This is a genomic window from Arthrobacter sp. TJ-240 (assembly GCF_058269195.1).
Map to the genome: position 1 here is coordinate 87614 of NZ_JBZCNG010000010.1, position 17443 is coordinate 105056.

A 17443-nucleotide genomic window follows, 5' to 3' on the forward strand; every position below is an offset into this window, starting at 1 on the left:
ATGCGCGCCCGCCGCGCACCGCCCTGTTCCCGCCCTGTCCCCGACGCCCTGATGGAGTCCCCTATGACCACGCTCGGACTTGAGGAGGAGTACCTGCTCCTCGACCCGGTGTCCGGACTGCCCGCCCACCGCGCGACGGAGGTGCAGGCGCTGCTCGAGGCCGTGCCGGAGATCAGCGACGACGAGATCCAGCGCGAACTCCTGTCCTGCCAGATCGAGACGGCGACCCCCGTGTGCGAGACCCTGGCGCAGGCCGAGCACTCCCTGCTGACCTTCCGCAGGACGTTCGCCGACGCCGCGGCACACGCCGGGACCATCGGCGCCGCCACCGGGACGGCGCCCTGGATCCCGCAGTCCTATCCCGAGCTGACGGACAAGCAGCGCTACGCGGATCTGCGCGCCACCGCGCCGGGCATCGTGGGCGACCAGTTCGTCAACGGCCTGCACGTGCACGTCGGCGTGCCGGACAAGGAGCACGGGGTCCAGGCCCTGAACCGGATCCGGCCCTGGATCCCGCTGCTGGCCGCCCTCGGGGTGAACTCGCCGTACTGGCTCGGTCGGGACAGCGGCTTCGGCAGCTGGCGGGTCATCCACTACCGGCGGTGGGCGGTCCAGGGCGTGGCGCCCTGGTTCGCCGACGCCGCCGACTACGAGCGACGCATCATGGCCCTCAGTGCCACGGGTGCGATCCTCGACCGCGGGGTGCTGACCTGGGTGGCACGGCTCTCCGACCGGTACCCGACCCTGGAACTTAGGGCCTGCGACGTGCAGCTCGAGGCCGGGGACGCCGTGCTCCTCGGGGCGCTGACGCGGGCGCTCGTCGTCACCGCCCTGCACGACGCCGAGCAGGACTCCGCGCCCCTCGTGCCGGACCCGGAGCTGCTCGACGCCGCGCTCTGGCAGGGCGCACGGGACGGCATGGAGCACCATCTCGTGGATCTCGCCACGGCGGAACCCGTGCCCGCGCGGCAGCACCTCGAGGCCTTCCTCGACCACGTCGGAGCCGCCCTCGAGGCCGAGGGCGACACCGGGCAGGTCCGGGAAGGGCTGGCGGCCGCGGCGGACCGCGGCACGGGCGCCGAGCGCCAGCGCCGGGCCATGCGTGACGGCGGCCTGGACGCTCTCCTGTCCCTGTACGGCAGCACCCTCACCGCCTGACCGGGCAGCCACGGCGGGCACCCGGCTCTCCTGCCGAGCCCGACCGCGGGCCCTCAGTCGGCGGCGTGGAACTCGATCAGCAGCGTCTGCCCGGGCAGCAGCACGGGCGCCTGGAGCCCTGCCTGGGCCAGGACCCGGCCGGACAGCCGGAGCGGCGCGCCGTCGAGGGCCGCCTGCAGCCAGCCGAGCGGCGACTGCCCGTTGCCGGGGTGCCCCTCCTCAGGGACGGCCGGCCGCACCGTGTACAGCGTGTCCGGCTCGAGGCCGGGGAACGTCAGGGGGCCGGGCGGGTAGCTCGCGCTCGAGGCCGTCAGCGAATAGCCGAAGAGCGCCCGGCGGCGGTCGTCCGACACCACGCCCCGCAGGTCCATCGCCGGATCGGTGAGGTCCGCGTGCAGCACGGTGCCGCGGTGCAGGTCCCGGCGCCACGACCGGTGCAGCTCCACGTACCGGCCGAGGACCGCGTACTCCTCGTCGGTGAGAGCAGAGATGTCCCACTCGATGCCGTAGTGCCCGAAGACGGCCGTGCCGGCGCGGAAGGGCAGGGTGTGCGCCCTGCCGGTCGAGTGCGAGACCGGCCCGCCGACGTGCATCCCCATGAGCTCGGGAGGCACCACGAGGCCTGTGTACTTCTGGTTGACGAGCCGCTCGATCGGGTCGATGCAGTCGCTCGTCCAGATGCGGTCCGTCCGGGCGAGGATGCCGAGGTCCACGCGCGCCCCACCGGAGGCGCAGCTCTCGATCTCGAGACCGGGGTGGCGCTGCCGCAGCTCGTCGAGCAGCCGGTAGAGCGCCAGCACGTGCCGGTGCACGGCGGCCTGCCCGGTGCGCGCATCGGCGGCCTCGAGCAGGTCCCGGTTGTGGTCCCACTTCACATAGGCGATGTCGTTGGCGGTCAGGATGTCGTCGAGGCGTTCGAGGATGTACGCGTAGGCGTCCGGATTCCCGAGGTTGAGCACCTGCTGCTGCCGGCCCGGCAGGGGCAGCCGCCCCTCGGGCTGCAGGATCCACTCCGGATGGGCCCGCGCGAGGTCGGAGTCGGGGTTGACCATCTCGGGTTCGAACCAGAGCCCGAATTCCATGCCCAGCCCGCGCACGTGGTCGATGATCGGCGCCAGGCCGTCCGGCCAGACGGTCTCGTCCACGTACCAGTCGCCGAGGCTCGACGTGTCGTCCCGCCGTCCCCGGAACCAGCCGTCGTCGAGGACGAACCGTTCGACGCCGAGGGACGCCGCCCGGTCGGCGAGCGCCAGCAGGCGTGGGAGATCCAGGTCGAAGTACACGGCCTCCCAGGTGTTGAGGGTCACGGGGCGCGGCCGCTGCGGATGCGACGTCCTCGCGCGGAGGTCCCGGTGGAAGCGTCCCGAGAGTTCGTTGAGCCCTTCACCCCAGGAGCCGACGGCTTCCGGCGTGGCGTAGCTCTCCCCCGGCGCGAGTACGACCTCGCGGGGCGAGAGCACCTCGCCCGCCGCGAGGAACGCAGCACCCGCCGGGGTCTTCTCCACGAGAACCTGCTGGTTGCCGCTCCACGCCAGGTGCACGCCCTGCACGTGGCCGTGCTCGAAACCGAAGCCGGCGGCGCCCGCCGCGAGCAGCACGGTGGCATCCGCCCCGGGACGGCCGCGCCGGCTCATCCGCGCATAGGTGCCCGCGGTCAGGGCGTGCCGCTGGGGGGACCGCTCGCGGAGGTGGCGGCCGGTGGTGTCCAGCACCTCGGCGGCCGTGTGGTGGAGCGGGAAGAAGAGGTGGAGCGAGCGCACCTCGTAGTCGTCGTCACCCATGTTGGTGAGCACCAGGCGCTGCGTGAGCAGGCCCGACGCCGAGAGGCCCAGGTGGGCGGTCAGCGCGAGCCCGGCGTCGTCGTCGCGCGCCTCGACGACCGCGGCCGCGGACCCGGGCGGGCAGTCGACCGAGACCACGGTGAACCGCGGATGGAGGCGGGATCCCGAGCGGTCCCCGGTCAGGCCGGGCGTGCCCTGCCAGCCTGCGGATTCGAGGGGCACGAGGGTGAGGCGCGCCGGCACGTCGATGCCACCGGAGACGCGCTGCGGCTGCTGGGCCGCAGCGAGGGCCGCGAGGTCCCCTGCGTCACCGAGGTCTGGGCCCCAGTACGTGAGGGCCGGTAGTCCGTGCGGATGGGGCTCGAGCACCACGCTGGTGCCTCCGCGGGAGAGGTGGAGGGGTTCGAAGGTCATTGCTTATTTTTATCGTGTAACTAACTGGTGCGGCAACACGCTACCGCGGGCGGGTGTCCCGCCGCAGCAGGCCGACGATGAGGCACAGGAGGCCGAGCAGGAGCGGCACCAGCGTGAGCAGGGTGTGCGTGCCGCCGAGGTAGCTCATGACGAAGATGTAGATGAACGTCCCGCCCACGAGGATCCAGCCGAGCACGATCAGAGCACGTCCCCTGTGGGGCGGCGGCAGTGGCGGGAGCCACGACGGCGGCCGGTCGGTCCAGCTCATGGCCTCAGTGTAGTTCCGCTCGTCGGTACCTGCCGGGTATCTCCTCAGTAGGACGGGGCGGCAGGGAGGCTCATGTACTGCTCCAGGGTAGGTATGGCGTGGGTACGCATCTCCGCCGAGATCGTCGTGCCGACGTAACGCAGATGCCATGGTTCATAGGCATAGCCGGTAATCGAGGTCCGGCCCTGCGGGTAGCGGATGATGAATCCGTAGCGCCAGGCGTTCTGCGCCGCCCATGCTCCCGCGGGGGTTGTCGCAAAGCATTCCTGGAGGCCACACGTTCCGTTGGCGTTGCCGATGTCGATGGCGAGGCCGGTCTGGTGTTCGCTGTACCCGGGACGCGCCGAGATGAGGTCCGCCGTCGCCCGGCCGTACTGGTTGACGTAGGAAGCATAGAGGGAGGCCTGTGTGTCGTAGGACCGGTAACCACTGACCGGTACCATCGCGACCCCTCCGGCCCTCGCATCGGCGAGCAGCCGGCTGAACTGCTGCGCCGCATCGCTGCGCAGCAAGGAACCCTCCACCCCCACGAGGGAACCGGGGGTGTAGCGTGCGGGATTCAGCGCACGTTTCTTGTTGACGACCACCACCGAGGACGATGCGACGTCGATGTCGCGGGCTATCCTCGTCCCGCCCGTGGAGGACCACGAGATCGAACCGCGCTGGTGCTTCTGGCTGCATGTACCGCCCGAACATGCCTCGTTCGACACCGGATAGCCCAGGGCGCCGTTCTCGAAGCCGGTGGTCGCCCACGCCCTCCTGATCGCGCCGACCGAGCTGCGCGCGCCGGTCGTGGGCGACCAGATGATCGCGCCGCCCTGGTAGTTCTGGTAGCAGCCCCGCCCCCGCAGGCCGCAGACCTCGTTCGACGTCGGGTAGCCGAGCTTGCCGTTCTCCGAGCCGAAGGCGCGCCAGGTCCCGCGGATCGCGCCCCACGTCGGGTGAGCCCCGGTCGCTGGCGACCAGGTGATCGCCCCGCCCTCGTAGTTGCGGTAGCAGCCGCCTCCGCGGAGCCCACAGGTCTCCGGACCCGTCGCAGAGCCGAGACGCCCGCTCGCCCCTCCAAGAGCCGCGTAGCGGGCGTCGATCGGTGTTGCCGCGTGGCTTGCCGGGGACGTGATGAAACCGCCGACCACGATCAGGGCACAGACCAGTGCGGTCAGCAACTCCGCGACGGTACGCTTCATCGTGCAACTCCTGGAAGTCGTGGTCGGTCCAAGGGTAAGCCTCCTCTTCAAGGAGCAACAAGGCTAGCTGGGCATCACCTGGGAACGACGAAGCGCCCCGCCGGATACCGGTGGAGCGCTTCGTCGGTGGTGGAGATGGCGGGAATTGAACCCGCGTCCGATGCAGTGTTGTCAGGGCTTCTCCGGGCGCAGTTCGCGTCGGTTTTTCTCGGCTTCAGCCATCGTGCGAACGAGTGGCTGCCAAGCCCAGTTGTATAAGAGTCCCCCCGATCCCTACAACGAGGATCGGGAGCAGTGGCCCTCTAAATGACGCCAGGATCCGGGGCGAGAGCAAACCCGGGCTGACGGACTAGTCAGGCTGCTTAGGCAGCGAGAGCGAAGTCAGTGCGCTTTTGTTCGGCACTTATTGTTTTACAAGGAGCGTTTACGAGATAACCCTGTATCCTCGGCCCGCTTCCCCTGTCGCGACTAACATCGTCGAAACCTGTCATCCCCATGTTCAGTTATCAAGTGATCCCTGTGTCGGGAGGCCCACCGGCCCGTCCGACTCCAGAAGTCTACCGCACCTACCGGGCTGTCCGGGAAGGCTTCGCCGTGGGAGAACGAAGGCGGCCTAGCGGCCAGCGTGAGCCCCAGGACGACGACGGGCGACTGCCAGAGGCGCACGACGACGAAGGCCAGCGTGACGAAGGCGATGCCGAGGGCGGCCAGTGCCGTGGTCGCCGCCTGCTTGCGGCGGAAGCTCCACCAGAAGATGGCGATGTTGAGCACCAGCAGCACGGGCGAGATCCAGACGAGGAGCTGCGCGAAGAACACGTACACGAGGAAGACGAACGGGATGAGCGAGAGGATCCCGACCGGCACCACTGCGAGCAGGATGATCAGGTCGACGAGCGCCCCGACGGTGACCCACCACGGCCGCCGGTAGGCCAGTTCGGAGATCTCGGGCTCCTCGTCCTCCTGGGCTTCCCAGAAGACGTCGCTCACGCGCCGAGGTTCTTCTCGCGCATGGCGCGCAGCGCCTCCCTGTTGTCCTGCTTCTCCCGCAGGGTCTGGCGCTTGTCGTAGTCCCGCTTGCCGCGGGCCACGGCGATCTCCACCTTGGCCCGTCCGTTCAGGAAATAGAGCTGCAGGGGGACGAGGGTGAAGCCCGACTCGCGGATCTTCTGCGAGATCTTGGTGAGTTCCTCGCGGTGCAGGAGCAGCTTCCTGCGGCGACGGGCGGCGTGGTTGGTCCAGCTGCCCTGCGAGTACTCGGAGATGTGGATGCCCTCGAGCCACAGTTCGTCACCGTAGAAGACGGCGTAGCCGTCGATCAGCGAGGCGCGTCCGGCGCGCAGGGATTTCACCTCGGTGCCCATGAGCGCGATGCCCGCCTCGTACGTGTCGAGCACGGCGTAGTCGTGAAAGGCCTTCCGATTGGTGGCCACGACTTTCCGGCCACTTTCCTTCGGCACGGCGACTCTCCTTCGTACGACACTGCTGCGGACGGCGGTCCGCGGGTGGACAGTGCCTTCCATCCTACGACCTAGAACAAACCGATCGGGTCCACGAGGGCGCCGTTGAGCATCGTCTCGAAGTGCAGGTGGCAGCCGGTCGAGTTGCCCGTGGTCCCGGTGTAGCCGATCAGCTGGCCGGCGCTCACGCGCTGGCCGGGCGACACCAGGTAGCTCGTCAGGTGGTAGAAGTTGGTCGCGAGGGCGTTGCCGCCGACCACACCGTGGTTGAGGACGATCCTGTTCCCGGCGCCCGGCAGGGCGTCGGAGTCCGCGTACCAGACCTCCCCGGCCGCGGGGGCGTAGAGGGGCGTGCCGCAGCCCACGCCGTAGTCGATCCCGGTGTGCATGTATCCGCCCGTGCCGTTGAAGTCGATGGTGCCGACCGGCGTGGGGCGGAACCCGAAGCCCGAGCTGATCGGGGCGTTGACAGGCGCCCTGAGGCCGAAGGAGTCGGGACCTGACGGAGCCGGCACGGGCGCCACCGGGATGACGGGTGCGACCGGCGCGACCACCTGCGGCTGGACCGGGGCCGGGGCCGGCCGGTTGGCGGCCTCCGCCTCGGCGGCCCGGCGCGCCGTCTCGGCTGCCGCGGCAGCCTCCGCCTCGGCCTGGAGCCGGGCCTGCTCCGCAGCGGCGGCGGCTTCGGCCTCGGCCCGCAGGCGCTCCTGCTCGGCCTTCTGCCGTGCCTCCTCCGCCTTGCGGGCCTCCTCGATCTGGCGGCGCTGGCGTTCGGCGAGATCGGCGTTGACCTGCTGCTGGGCCTTCTCCACGCTTGCCAGCTTCGCCTCGATGACCGGCTTCTGCGCCTGGAGCTTGCCGGACAGTGCCGAGGTGTCCGCGACGAGCCGGTCCACCTTCCCCTTCTCGGCGGCGGCCGCGTCCCGGGCCGACTGCTCCGCCGCGAGGGCGGCGTCGGCCTTGTCCTTCAGCTTCGAGATCTCCGCCTCCACCGCGACGAGGCGCGCCTGGCTGTTGGCATTCGTGGCGTTCTGCTCCGAGAGGCGTTCCATGGCGGCGTTCTGGCTGCGCAGGGCCTGGTCCACGAGGTCCATGGACTCTGTGAAGTTCTCGACGTCGTCGGCGCCCATCAGCAGGGACACGTTGGTGGGGATCCCGCCGTTCTTGTACGCCTCGGTCGCGATCTGACCGATGACCTCGCGGGTCTTGTCCATCTCCTGCTGGTTGGCGCGGAGTTCGTCGGAGATCTTGTTCTTCGTCTCCTGCGCCAGCTCGACGCGGACCGCCAGTGCCTCGGCCTCGCCGGCGGCGGTCTCGACCTTGCCCTGGGCGTCGGCGAGTGCCTGCTGGGCGGCGGGGAGCCGGCCCTGGTAGGTCCTCAGGGTCCCGATGGTCTCGGCGATGTCGGAGTCGAGGTACTCCATCGACTGCTGCACCTCGGTGATCTCTTTCTCGAGGGCACTCTTGCGGTCGTCGAGTTCGTCGGCCACGACCGGCGTCGAACCGAGGGCGAGCGCGACGACCAGGGCGATGGAGCTGCCCGCCGTCGCGCGGACCACGAAGGCCCTCCTGTCCTGCCGGGCCCACCAGGAGGATCCTGATGGGCGCACGTATCCCCTGGCGCTGTGCGGCATGATGCTAGACCTTTACGTATCGTCGGAGGGTGAGCAGGGATGAGAGCCCCGCGAGGACGGCCCCGAGCAGGATGAGTGCGGGGACGAGGATCAGGACCTGCTGGGACGAGATGAACGCCGTCTGCGGGAAGGTCTTCACGAGCCAGCCGTCGATCAGGAACCGGGACGCGCCCCAGAGGGTCGCCGAGGCGAGGACCGCGCCGATCACGGCCGCGATGACGCCCTCCAGGACGAACGGCAGCTGGATGACCGCCTTCGAGGCCCCGACGAGGCGCATGATGCCGGTCTCGCGGCGGCGGCTGAACGCGGACAGGCGGATGGTGGTCGCGATGAGCAGGATGGCGCAGAACGTCATGATGCCCGCGATCACGAGCGCGACGACGGACGCCCAGTTCATGTAGCGGAAGATCGCCTCGAGGAAGTCGCGCTGGTCGCTGACGGCGTCGACGCCCGGCTCCGAGGAGAAGGCCTCGTCGATGACCTCGTACTTCTCCGCGTCCACGAGACTCACGCGGAAGGACTCGGGGAGCTGCTCCGCGGTGACGGAGTCGACGATCGGCGAGTTGGCGAACTGGTCGCGGAAGTGGCCGAGCGCCTCCTCCTGCGATTCGTACGTGACGGTGTCGACGTACGGGGCGAACTGCTCGGATTCCAGCTTCGCCTGGATCGCGGCGCGCTGGTCCTCCGTCACCGGGCCGGTGGCACAGCTCGCCTCCGAGGAGTTGCCGACGCAGAGGTAGATCGTGACCTGGACGCGGTCATACCAGTAGCCCTTCATCTGGCCGATCTGCAGCTGGAACAGCCCGGCGGCACCGACGAAGGTCAGGGAGATGAAGGTCACGAGGATCACGGACGTGACCATGGACAGGTTCCGGCGGATGCCGGAGCCGATCTCGGACAGGATGAACGCGAGCCTCATTCGGCCCCCACCGCGACGTCGGACCCCGCGTCGCCCACGTAGATGCCCTGGGCATCGTCGCGCACCACGGACCCGCTGCGGAGCTCGACGACGCGCTTGCGCATCGTGTTCACGATGTCGTCGTCGTGCGTGGCCATGACCACCGTGGTGCCGTTCTGGTTGATCCGGTCGAGGACCTTCATGATGCCCATGGACGTCGTCGGATCCAGGTTGCCCGTGGGCTCGTCGGCCAGCAGGATGCCGGGACGGTTGACGATGGCACGCGCGATCGCGACGCGCTGCTGCTCGCCGCCGGAGAGTTCGTGCGGCATGCGGTTGTTCTTGCCCTCGAGGCCCACGGTCGCGAGGACGTCGGGGACGGTCTCGCGGATGACGGCGCGGCTCCTGCCGATGACCTGCATCGCGAACGCCACGTTCGCGAAGACCGTCTTGTTGGGCAGCAGGCGGAAGTCCTGGAACACGACGCCGATGCCGCGGCGGAGACGGGGCACGCGCCAGCTGGGGATGTTGGCGACGTTCTGGCCCGCGACGTACACGGCTCCGCGCGACACCCGGTCCTCCTTGAGGACCAGCCGGATGAACGTCGACTTCCCGGATCCCGAGGCGCCGACGAGGAAGACGAACTCGCCGCGGTCGATGTCGAGTGAGACCGCGTCCAGGGCAGGGTGGGACTGCTGGTCGTAGGTCTTCGTGACGTTGTCGAATCGGATCATGACCACTTAAGCGCCCTGATGCGCCGGGCACGGGCATTGGCTGGGGGAAGGAAGCCGCGGCTCCTCGACTATAGCGAGGGCATCACGTAGCGCCCATTACCGCCCCGGTGTGTCGCATGCAAGAGGTTGCGGTGAAAACAGGTGGTCGAGCCCTGTTTTCGCGTAGCGACTACGCGGCGTCGTTCCGGTTGTTGGTGCGCCAGCGGATACCCGCGTCGATGAAGTCGTCGATCTCGCCGTCGAACACGGCCGAGGTGTTGCCGACCTCGTGATTGGTCCGGAGGTCCTTGACCATCTGGTACGGGTTCAGCACGTAGGAGCGCATCTGGTCGCCCCAGGACGCCTTGACGTCCCCGGCGAACGCCTTCTTCTCCGCATCCTCCTGCTCCTTCTTCAGCAGCAGGAGCCTGGACTGGAGGACGCGCATCGCGGCGGCGCGGTTCTGGATCTGCGACTTCTCGTTCTGCATGGAGACGACAGTGCCCGTGGGGAGGTGGGTCAGCCGCACGGCGGAGTCCGTGGTGTTGACCGACTGGCCGCCGGGACCGGACGAGCGGAATACGTCGACGCGGATCTCGTTGTCCGGCACCTCGATGACGTCCGTCTGCTCGATGAGCGGGATGACCTCGACGGCGGCGAAGGACGTCTGCCGGCGGCCCTGGTTGTCGAACGGGCTGATGCGCACGAGACGGTGCGTCCCGGCCTCGACCGAGAGGGTACCGAAAGCGTAGGGCGCCTTGACCTCGAACGTCGCCGACTTCAGGCCCGCCTCCTCGGCGTAGGAGGTGTCGAGGACCTGCGTCGGGTAGCCGTGGCGCTCGGCCCAGCGCAGGTACATGCGCAGGAGCATCTCCGCGAAGTCGGCGGCGTCCACTCCCCCGGCGCCCGAACGGATGGTCACCACGGCCTCGCGCTCGTCCCATTCGCCGGCCAGCAGCGTGACAATCTCCAGGTCGTCGAGGGACCTGCTCAGGGAGACGAGTTCCTTCTCGGCCTCGGCGAGGGAGTCCTCGTCACCTTCGTCCTGCGCGAGCTCCACGAGGACCTCGAGGTCGTCGATGCGACTCTCGAGCGTCTCGAGACGTTCGAGGGCGGACTGCCGGTAGGACAGCTTCGAGGTGACCTTCTGCGCTGCGGCGGGATCGTCCCAGAGGTCCGGGGCACCTGCTTCCTCGCTGAGTTCGTCGATGTCCTTGCGGATCCCCTCGACATCGGAGACCTGCTCGATGGACGTGTACTTGGCGCGGAGGGCGCGGATCTCTGCGGGAAAATCAGTGGCTGCCATGGTCCTTCCAGCCTACGTCATCCGTTCCGGCACGCCGCGAGGGCAGGGGTGCGCCCGCGATGCAGCTGCCGGACACGGCCGGCCGGGCGCGTCAGCGAGTCAGTTCGGCGCGGGCGTCGGCACGGGCGACGATGGGGATCCCGCCCGGGACGAGGAAGTTGACGATGGGCGGACGCACGACGGCGGTGAGGACCACCCGTGCCGTACGTCCGTCGGGGGCACCCGTCGCCGGGTCGATGGTGAGCTGCGCGAAACGCGCCCCGGCCCCGGTCGCGGCGAGATAGCCCCCGGCCGACTGCTCGACACCGGAGTCCCGCAGCACCGGCCGCGGTGTCGCGCCCCCACCGGCGCCGACGTCGATGCTGTAGTCGTCGGCGGCCGACAACGCGGCCCCGTCGGCTGCCGACAGCAGTTTCTTGTGCTCTATATATACGGACGAGACGGCCAGCACGACGGTCACGACCAGCAGCGAGACGAGGAGGTAGCCGATGACCAGGACACCGACCTGCCCGTCCTCCCCGCGATCGGGGTGCGCCGCGGACCGAGTTTCCACGGCTCTCACCCGAACCGCTCGACGAGCTGCGTCGCTGCTGCGTCCACGGTCGCGGCGGAGGCGTGCGTCCCCGCGATGGCGGGGATCAGCGGGAGCGGGACGTCGAGGCGGACGACGACGGTCACCGTCGAGCCCGGTGCGAGGCACGCGGCGCTGCAGGCGATGTCCACGGCGGCCTGGTCCTCGGAGAACCCGAAATCGGCGAGCGCAACGCGCACGGCCTCCCGTGCCCGGGCATCGGCGTCCTGTGGCGTCGGCGCGTCCACGTACACCTTCGCGGCCTGGTCGGCTGCACCGACGACGGCGAACGACCCGCCCTGCAGCCGGCCCACGGTCAGGACGAGGTAGACGACCGGCACCAGCAGCAGGACGCCCAGGAACACGAACTCCACGACCGCACTGCCGCGCTCGTCCCACCGGCGGCGACGCGCGTCCATGCGTGGCCGGGGTGCGCGCCGGGTAGCGCCGGTCCGGCCGCACCCGGTCCCGCGGTCGGCGCCCGCCTCACGAGGGCAGGGCCGCATGGCCGCGCACCTCAATCACGCCGGCAGGGCCGATGAGGCCGATGACCGGCAGGGGCGCGCGGACCACGACCTCGAGCGTCCTGACCCCGCCTGTCGTGCTCTCTCCGACGGCGACGTCGGAACCGTAGGAATCGGCCAATGAACCGCGGATCAGCTCCTCGGTGCGCGCCACCGCGTCCTGGGGGTTCCGGTCGGCGAGCGTCCCGTAACGGGCGCCCGACGCGGCGGCGTCGATGAGGGTGTTGCGTACATGGAGGACGAGCGTCAGCTGGACGATGGCTATGAAGATCACCGTCAGGAGTCCACCGACCAGGGCGAAGTCGACGACGGCGGCACCGCGCTCACCGTCGCGACGGCGCCCTCGCCGCCGACCGCACGGAGGTCCTGCTGCGTGGGCCGGCACCTAGGGCGAGACCTGATCGATCGCCTGGTTGAACAGGCCTTCGAGGGCGGGCCCTGCGATCGCGAGCAGCGCCGCGACGAGGACCGCGGACATGAGCGTGATCATCACCCAGCCGGGCACGTCCCCGCGTTCGTGGTCGTCGGCCGGCGCCACCCGTGTCGGCGGCGCCGCCGAGGCTGAGGCCGCCAGCGAAGCGAGGAGGAGCAGGATGATGCGCTGTACTGCGGTCAGGATTCTCATGGGGTGTCCTCGTCGAGTGATGCCTTGTCGTGGTGCTCTGTCGTGATGATGCTTTCGTGCCGCGCGTGATCAGAAACCGAGATTGATGAGGGCGATTCCGGGATAGACGGCGAAGAGGACGGTCAGCGGAAGGACGCCGAAGACCAGCGGGACCATCATGGCGATCTCCTTCTTGCCCGCCGACTCCATCAGCTCCCGCTTGGCCAGGTCACGGACGTCCTGCGCCTGGGCGCGCAGGACATCCGCGAGCGGCGTCCCTCGCTGGACGGCGACGGTGATGCCGTCGACGAACCGGGCCAGCGGGGCCAGCCGTGTCCGGTTCGAGAACTCCTGCAGCGCGTCCACCAGGGGTCTGCCGGCGCGGGTGGCAGCCAGGACGAGACCGAACTCGCCCGCGAGCTCACCCCGCGCCGTCCTGCAGATGCGTTCGAGCGCACCTGTGGTGCTCTCGCCGGCCGACACGGCGAGCGCCATGAGTTCGGCGAGGCTCGGGAACTCCGCCAGCATGCGGGCCTCCCGGCGCCTGATGTCCATGGACAGGAGGTAGTCGCGCCCGACGAACCCGAGGACGGCGCAGCCCAGGACGAGGACGACGGCCAGCGGCAGGTTGGCCGAGCCGGAGGCCGCCAGGAGCACCATGACGAGGGTCGATCCGGCGAGTCCTCCGGCGGCCCAGAGCAGCTGCTGGGCGCGGAAGTCCGTCGTCGTCTGCCCGCGGCCGGCCTGGGCGAGTCTGCGGGCGAGGGTCGCCGCCGCGGGGTTGAAGCGGTGCGACCATGACACGGCGTCCGCCAGGAGTGGTCGGAGGATGCGTTCGAGCGGGCCGAATGGCGTGACGTTGACCGGGGTCTCGGTGAGCAGCCTGGACCGGACGTCGACTGCGCGCAGCTGCGGAGCGATCCGCTGTGTCAGGGTGACCGGCCGCATGACGGGCAACCGCACGGCGACCAGCCACAGCCCTACGCCGAGGAGGAGCCCGGCGAGGGCGGCCAGGGCGACGACGGGGTTCACCGGAGGACCCTCTCGTCCTCGGGCAGCGCGCCGATGCGCAGCATGATGCGATAGCAGACCACGGAGACCAGCAGCCCGCCGAGCAGCACCGCTGCCCCGGCCGCAGAGTTGTACGCACGGACGGCTTCGGGGCGGGTCGACAGGAGCAGCAGGACGATCCAGGGAGCAGCGACGGCGAGGCGGGCGGCATTGACCGTCCAGGACTGCCGCGCCTCGAGCTCACTGCGCGTCCGGGCGGCATCGCGCAGGAACTCGGACAGCGTCCCGAGCAGCCGGCCGAGGTCGGAACCGCCGACCTCCCGCGTCATCCGGAGCGCCTCGACGATGCGGTCGGCGACGGGATCCGCCAGCCGCTCCTTGAGCCGGTTGAGCGCGTCGTCGAAGCGCCCGCCGCCGCGGTAGTCCGCCCCGAACGACTGGAAGGCGGCCCGCAGTTCGACCGGCCCCTTCTCCCCGAGCTGGATGAGTGCCTCCGGCAGGGACAGGCCCGCACGGATGGCGGATCGGAGGTGATCGACGACGTCGGGCCAGAGTTCGCGCAGGGAGGCGGTGCGCCTGGCCGCGCGCCACCTGACGATCGAGAACGGGAGGAAGCCGCCGAACAGCGCGAAACACAGCGCGATCGGGACGGATCCGGTCAGCACGAAACCGATCAGCAGAACGACCACGCCCACCGCCATACAGGAGGCGAGGAGCCCGTTCGCCGAGACGCGTTCCACGCCGGCGCGCAGGAGGAGGTCGTCGAGCAGCCGCCGTCGCTGTGGCCCCCTGCGTTCCGTCACCGGACGCTCCCAGCAGGACCACCACAGGAGGAACAGTCCGGCGCCGAGGGCTACGCCGACGGCGGTGTTCATGCGCGGGCTCCGAGCAGGGCGGATACGTCGACACCCGCAGCGGCGAACTTCTCCTCCGCAGGCATTCCGCTGGCGGTGACCTGCAGAAATCCGTCGACGCGTCGGAAGACAGAGGACGACTCGATGACGCCGTTCTCGACCCGGCGCCCGAGAGCCATGATCTCCATGACCCTTCGCTGGCCGCCCGGGAGCCGCGCGCAGTGCACCACGAGGTCGATGCAGGAGGCGACGGTCGGCACCACGAAACTGCTCGAGATGTTCTCTCCGGCCAGGAGCGGCAGGGTGCAGATCTTCATGACGGCGTCGTGAGCGCTGTTGGCATGCACGCTGCACATGCCGGGCAATCCGCTGTTCAGCGCGATGAGCATGTCCAGGCTTTCGGCCTCGCGGACCTCGCCGACGATCAGGCGGTCCGGGCGCATGCGCAGGGCCTCCTTGACGAGGCGTCGCAGCGGGATCTCCCCCGTGCCCTCCAGGTTGGGCTGCCGGCACTGCAGACCTACGACGTCGCGGAGCGGTAGCTGCAGTTCGAAGATCTCCTCGACCGTGATGACGCGCTCGCGGGGCCCGATCGACGCACCGAGGCAATTGAGCAGCGTCGTCTTCCCGGCCTGCGTGGCCCCGGACACCAGGATGTTCAGCCCGCTCGCCACCGCCGTGCCGAGAAACCGGGCAGCCTGCGGACTGAGCGTCCCCAGTTCCACGAGGTGCTCGAGGCGGGACGCGCGCGCGATGAACTTACGGATGTTCACGGACCAGTGCCTGCGGGTAACGTCCGGGATCACCACGTGCAGGCGGGAGCCGTCCGGGAGCGACGCATCGACGAAAGGTGAGGAAAGGTCCAGGCGGCGTCCGGAGGACTTGAGCATCTTCTCGACGAGGTCGCGGACCTGCTGATCGGTGAGTGAGAGCGCCGTGAGTTCGGATTCGCCGTCCCGCGCGATGTACACCTCGGAGGGGGCGTTGATCCAGATCTCCTCGATGGTCGGATCATCGAGGAGAGGCTGGAGGGCGCCGAAGCCGGCGACGGCGTCGTAGATCTGTCTGCGTGCGACTTCGAGCCTGCCGAGCGGAGGAAGGATTCCGAGGACGGAACGCTCCTCATAGTCCGCCACGGCGTCGTCGACCAGGTGCTGGACCTCGGCGATCTGCAAGGCCGGGTCTAGACCGCGCCGACGGATGAGTTCGCGCACCTCGCCCTCGACCATGCCCACAGCATCCATCGACGTCCCCCATAGGTTGGTCCGCCGTCTGCGCGGTGGCGGTCCCTCGGTAGCCCCTGCTCGGCCTCACCCTACTGAAGGAGACCCGGCCCGACCAGAGTGCTGGCCACCTGTGGACAACACTTCGGCTACTCGGAACTACACCCGCTCCCGCCCCGTACGGCAGCGACACGCCGAATGCATCCCCGGCTAAGGCGCAGGTTTTACCTAAGATTCCGCAGTCACATGCGAATCGTTAGTCACTCAAGTCACATCTCAGTAGTCTTCTCGGGATTTCACTTAGCTGGCTGACGCCCGGATTCTGCTGGAGAAACCCGTGACACTGCCCTTCCCTGCGCGACTTGCCTGCGCCGCCCTACTGTCCTTCGGTCTCGTGGGCAGCGCGGTTCCCGCAATTGCCGACGACGTCCTGCCGACACCGTCGGCCACCGCCCCGGCCCCCTCCGCGACAGCCGCTCCGGCTGTCCCGTCCACTCCGCCTATCCCACCGCCTTCGCCGGCTTCCCCCACCTCCCCCGTGGCCCCCGTTCCAACGGACCCCGCAACGCTGCCGGCGGATCCCCCGGCGAGCGAACCCGCGCCGGTCGCCACGGCGCCCGCGCAGGACGAGGTCACATCCTTCGTGCCCGACCTGACGTGGAACCCTCTCGCGGACCCCGACTCCAATGCCCGCTACGGCGAGCACTACGCCGAGCCTGCCGCCCCACTGAAGGCCGCATCGCCCCTCAGCGTCGATGACGGTGCAGGCATGGCAGCAATGGCGCCACGGTCCGGCACCTTCAAGGTCACCCTGGTCACCGTGCAACTGTCGGGGAAGACAGTTGCAGACACCAATGCGATCAACATGACGGCCGCACGCAACTCGATCATCAGCGCCCACAAGTACTGGAACTCCACGTCAGGCGGGCGACTGTCCATGACGAACGTCGACGAGATCCGCCACGTCTCCAAGGCGAAGATCACTGACTCCTACGGCACTATCATGGCAACCGTCACGAAGGAGCTGAACTGGCAGTACCGGGCCTACGAGTCCCTCGTCGTCTTCGTGCCGCATGCTGACCTCAACTACAACGGCTCCTGGGGCATCCTGGGTGGCGGCTTCACCGACAGCGCCACCAGCGGGCGCGTCATCATGCCCTACCCGTCCGCGCTGACCAACAACGTCGTGACGCACGAGTTCGGTCACGTGCTCGGACTGCACCACGCCAACTCCCTGGCCTGCAGCAACGGGCGCACCGACGTGGCGCGCTCCGGGGCATCGTGGGCCGATCCTGCCTGCTGGTCCTCCGAGTACAGCGACACCACCGACCTCATGGGCTACGCCCAGATCAGCTTGCCGTCGATCAACGCGTTCCTCTGGGAGTACGGCGGCTTCGGACGCGGCGATGAGATCCGGAACCTCGGCAGTCTGGCGTCGTCGCAGTCGGTCACCCTGCGGCCGTGGGCCGGCGCGGCCTCACATCGTGCCGTGAAGTTCACGGACCCGGCCAGCGGCGAGACCTACTACCTCGAACTCCGGGCGCCCGTCGGAACCGACGCGGCGACTGCAATAGGGGGCAACCGGGGTGTCAAGATCACGAAGAAGGACATCCTCGGCTGGAGCGGCAACGCCTCAATCGTCCTCACACCGAACAGCAAACTTTTCGGATACGCCAACAAAACGCTCACCTGGCAAGCAGGCCAGACCTTCACGACGCCCAGCGGGATCAAGGTGCGTGTCGACTCGATGGACAACGCAGGCGCCCGCGTCACCATCTCAGCCCGGCAGTCTGCGTCAACCGCGGGCGGTGCGGCGATTGCTGCCGTAGCCGGCAGGACT

At 69.2% G+C, this 17443-nt stretch carries 18 protein-coding genes and 1 other RNA gene; 2 read left to right on the forward strand and 17 right to left on the reverse strand.

Features of this window, described 5'->3' with window-relative positions:
• Positions 1-63 precede the first annotated feature (63 nt).
• Positions 64-1158, forward strand: a complete 1095-nt coding sequence (locus AC4D2C_RS18515; protein ID WP_490907587.1) for a carboxylate-amine ligase — start codon at positions 64-66, stop codon at positions 1156-1158.
• A 53-nt stretch (positions 1159-1211) separates the two neighbouring features.
• Here the strand turns inward: AC4D2C_RS18515 and AC4D2C_RS18520 are convergent, their stop codons facing one another.
• From AC4D2C_RS18520 to AC4D2C_RS18600, 17 genes are all read right to left on the reverse strand, one after another.
• Complete coding sequence (locus AC4D2C_RS18520; protein ID WP_490916275.1) at positions 1212-3353, reverse strand: alpha-galactosidase; 2142 nt, start codon at positions 3351-3353, stop codon at positions 1212-1214.
• A gap of 40 nt (positions 3354-3393) precedes the next feature.
• Positions 3394-3621, reverse strand: a complete 228-nt coding sequence (locus tag AC4D2C_RS18525) for a hypothetical protein (RefSeq protein ID WP_490907589.1) — start codon at positions 3619-3621, stop codon at positions 3394-3396.
• 44 nt (positions 3622-3665) lie between these two features.
• A complete protein-coding gene (locus AC4D2C_RS18530; RefSeq protein ID WP_490916276.1) occupies positions 3666-4808 on the reverse strand; it encodes a D-alanyl-D-alanine carboxypeptidase family protein in 1143 nt (380 codons plus the stop codon).
• A gap of 127 nt (positions 4809-4935) precedes the next feature.
• Positions 4936-5303, reverse strand: a transfer-messenger RNA (tmRNA) gene (ssrA, locus tag AC4D2C_RS18535).
• Positions 5277-5795, reverse strand: a complete 519-nt coding sequence (locus tag AC4D2C_RS18540; protein ID WP_490916277.1) for a hypothetical protein — start codon at positions 5793-5795, stop codon at positions 5277-5279. Before AC4D2C_RS18540 ends, ssrA begins: the two co-directional genes overlap by 27 nt.
• A complete protein-coding gene (gene smpB / locus AC4D2C_RS18545) occupies positions 5792-6265 on the reverse strand; it encodes an SsrA-binding protein SmpB (RefSeq protein WP_104179060.1) in 474 nt (157 codons plus the stop codon). The genes AC4D2C_RS18540 and smpB overlap by 4 nt, the downstream gene beginning before the upstream one ends.
• Before the next feature lie 71 nt (positions 6266-6336).
• Positions 6337-7899, reverse strand: a complete 1563-nt coding sequence (locus AC4D2C_RS18550; RefSeq protein WP_490916278.1) for a peptidoglycan DD-metalloendopeptidase family protein — start codon at positions 7897-7899, stop codon at positions 6337-6339.
• 4 nt (positions 7900-7903) lie between these two features.
• A complete protein-coding gene (ftsX, locus tag AC4D2C_RS18555) occupies positions 7904-8818 on the reverse strand; it encodes a permease-like cell division protein FtsX (RefSeq protein WP_490907593.1) in 915 nt (304 codons plus the stop codon).
• A complete protein-coding gene (gene ftsE / locus AC4D2C_RS18560; protein ID WP_490916279.1) occupies positions 8815-9531 on the reverse strand; it encodes a cell division ATP-binding protein FtsE in 717 nt (238 codons plus the stop codon). Before ftsE ends, ftsX begins: the two co-directional genes overlap by 4 nt.
• Before the next feature lie 169 nt (positions 9532-9700).
• A complete protein-coding gene (gene prfB / locus AC4D2C_RS18565) occupies positions 9701-10816 on the reverse strand; it encodes a peptide chain release factor 2 (protein ID WP_490916280.1) in 1116 nt (371 codons plus the stop codon).
• 91 nt (positions 10817-10907) lie between these two features.
• Complete coding sequence (locus AC4D2C_RS18570; protein ID WP_490916281.1) at positions 10908-11369, reverse strand: pilus assembly protein TadG-related protein; 462 nt, start codon at positions 11367-11369, stop codon at positions 10908-10910.
• 5 nt (positions 11370-11374) lie between these two features.
• Positions 11375-11806, reverse strand: coding sequence for a hypothetical protein (locus AC4D2C_RS18575; protein WP_490916282.1), 432 nt, complete (start codon positions 11804-11806; stop codon positions 11375-11377).
• Between the two features lie 67 nt (positions 11807-11873).
• Complete coding sequence (locus AC4D2C_RS18580; RefSeq protein WP_490916283.1) at positions 11874-12296, reverse strand: TadE family protein; 423 nt, start codon at positions 12294-12296, stop codon at positions 11874-11876.
• On the reverse strand, positions 12297-12536 hold the full coding sequence (locus AC4D2C_RS18585) for a hypothetical protein (protein WP_490916284.1): 240 nt from the start codon (positions 12534-12536) through the stop codon (positions 12297-12299).
• 69 nt (positions 12537-12605) lie between these two features.
• A complete protein-coding gene (locus AC4D2C_RS18590; protein WP_490916285.1) occupies positions 12606-13547 on the reverse strand; it encodes a type II secretion system F family protein in 942 nt (313 codons plus the stop codon).
• Positions 13544-14401, reverse strand: coding sequence for a type II secretion system F family protein (locus AC4D2C_RS18595; protein ID WP_490916286.1), 858 nt, complete (start codon positions 14399-14401; stop codon positions 13544-13546). Before AC4D2C_RS18595 ends, AC4D2C_RS18590 begins: the two co-directional genes overlap by 4 nt.
• Complete coding sequence (locus AC4D2C_RS18600) at positions 14398-15624, reverse strand: TadA family conjugal transfer-associated ATPase (protein WP_490916287.1); 1227 nt, start codon at positions 15622-15624, stop codon at positions 14398-14400. Before AC4D2C_RS18600 ends, AC4D2C_RS18595 begins: the two co-directional genes overlap by 4 nt.
• Positions 15625-16141: 517 nt before the next feature.
• Between AC4D2C_RS18600 and AC4D2C_RS18605 the strand changes: the two genes are divergently transcribed.
• The coding region (locus AC4D2C_RS18605) for a zinc metalloprotease (protein WP_490916288.1) at positions 16142-17443 on the forward strand (1302 nt) is incomplete at its 3' end.